Annotated in this window: 1 protein-coding gene; it reads right to left on the bottom strand. The window is 57.6% G+C overall.

Annotation, left to right across the window (positions count from 1 at the left end; all coding sequences use genetic code 11):
• Positions 1 to 1,872 (bottom strand): TonB-dependent receptor (locus tag P4L78_RS15130; RefSeq protein WP_309328683.1); only part of this gene is annotated, 1,872 nt, incomplete at both ends.

Genomic DNA, 1,872 nt, shown 5'->3' with positions numbered 1-1,872 from the left:
CCCGAGCAATACTGGATCGAGCAGAACGTGTTTTTCGACAGGATGCCCCGGCTGTCGAAGGCGTTCTGAATGAATGCCTCGATCGAGAACTTGTCGATCGAAGTGCCTGCCGAAAAGTTGAAGGTGGTAAAGCCGCTGGTATCGCCGAGCAGTTGATCGTTCGACACGTCGAGGTCTGACGTGCTGCCCGACTGGTGAAAGATCTGCGCCTGGATGAAGGCTTTGGTGCCGGCGGCGTCAAAGTCATAGCGCGCGGTGGCACTGCCCTTGAAGCGCGGCTGGCGCGGCAGGCGGGTGCCCTTGGCGGCGGCCATGTCGACGCCATAGGTCGAACAACCGGAGCGGATCGACAAGTCTGTGCGCGAAATCAGGTCGCAGAAATTGGATGCCAGTGCAGCATCGTTATAGGCCGCGTTGGCCGACAGGCTCAGTCCGGTAAACGGTTTCCATTCGACATCGCTTTCGATCCCGTAGACGCGCGCATCGCCCGCGTTGACGGTCACCCCGGCGCCCTGATACCCCGGCGGGATCACGACATATTGCACGCCTTTCCACTTTTCATAGTAGATCGCGCCGTTCCAGCGCAGATTGCGGCCAAAGGTCGTTTTCCAGCCTATTTCGAAATTGGTCAGCGTATCGGCCTTGTAGGGCGCAGCATTGGCGAGGCGGTTGCCGCCGCCAGGGCGGAACCCGGTCGAATAGGTGGCATAGACCATCTTGGATGGCTCGAACTGCCAGGTCAGGCTGAGTTTGTGCGTTTCTCCGGTCTGGTGATATTGAGTGTTTGTGTTGATGCAGCTCAGCCGTGAGGGGTGGATGAACTTGCCGTAAAGGGCGGTCGGATCTTCGTTCCAGCAGCCGGGTGTGCCGTTGGACTGCATGGCTTTGGAGCTGTTGTCCGCGCTGCTCCACGTTCCGGCAAAGCCGTAGGTGCCGTTGTCCGACACGAAATAGCGGATGCCGCCGGTTGCCTTGAGTGTGCTGGTCAGATTGACATTGCCTTCGGCAAAGGCTGCGCCGTCCTTGAAGTGGCGATCTTCTTCGACGAGGTAATAGGCATCGGGGGTATAGACCCCGCCCACCGCCGGAGAAAACGGGGCAACGGCCGAGCTTGTGGCTGTTGCTGGAATCCCGCTGTTGAGCGCGCTGCTTAGGCCCGGAATGTAATAGTTATCGTCATAGCTCAGGCGCTGATACTGGTAAAATCCGCCGAGAGTGAGCTGGAATGGCCAGCTTTTCGGTGTGCTCAGGCGTACTTCCTGGGTAAATTTCTTGTCATGCTCGTGGCCATAGTACTGCTGAGTCGGGTTGATGTATTTCCCATTTTTGTCGGTAAAATTGGTATAATAGCTTCCCGCATTGCCTGCTGCGACAAGTTTGTCATACGTGACGGAATAATACGTATAGTCATTGGCATTGGAATAAGTCCGCGAAAAATATCCGGTTGCCGAAACGATGTCGAAATCGCCGATTTTGCCCTGAATCGCCAGTTCGGCCTGATACCAGTGATCGCGCAGCCAGGTCGGGCTGTAGTCATGAACGGCCAGATCGCCGACGCGCGGATCGTAATTGTACCCGCCTTTGGCATCGAGGTATTGATAGGTGATCTCGGGCGTGATCGTCCAGTCGGGCGCGACTTGCCAGGCGAGGGCGGCGCGACCGCCATATTCCTCATCGGGGTTGTAAGCGTTCTGGACCAGCGCCGCGTTGTCGAGCGTGATCGGCACCGATTGGTAATTGTAGACCCCGTGCGTGTTGTTGATGTAGCCGCCGGTCTTGTCGTAAAATGCCATCAGGCGGATCGCGACAGTGGGCGCCAGCGGCAGGTTGATAAAGCCTTCGATCTGGCCCCCGGCGTTGCCTTTGCCCCAT

Source organism: Silvimonas sp., assembly GCF_031291215.1.
Taxonomy (GTDB): domain Bacteria; phylum Pseudomonadota; class Gammaproteobacteria; order Burkholderiales; family Chitinibacteraceae; genus Silvimonas; species Silvimonas soli.
The sequence above is the reverse complement of the archived record's forward strand: the minus strand, read 5'-3'. Positions and strand labels throughout refer to the sequence as shown.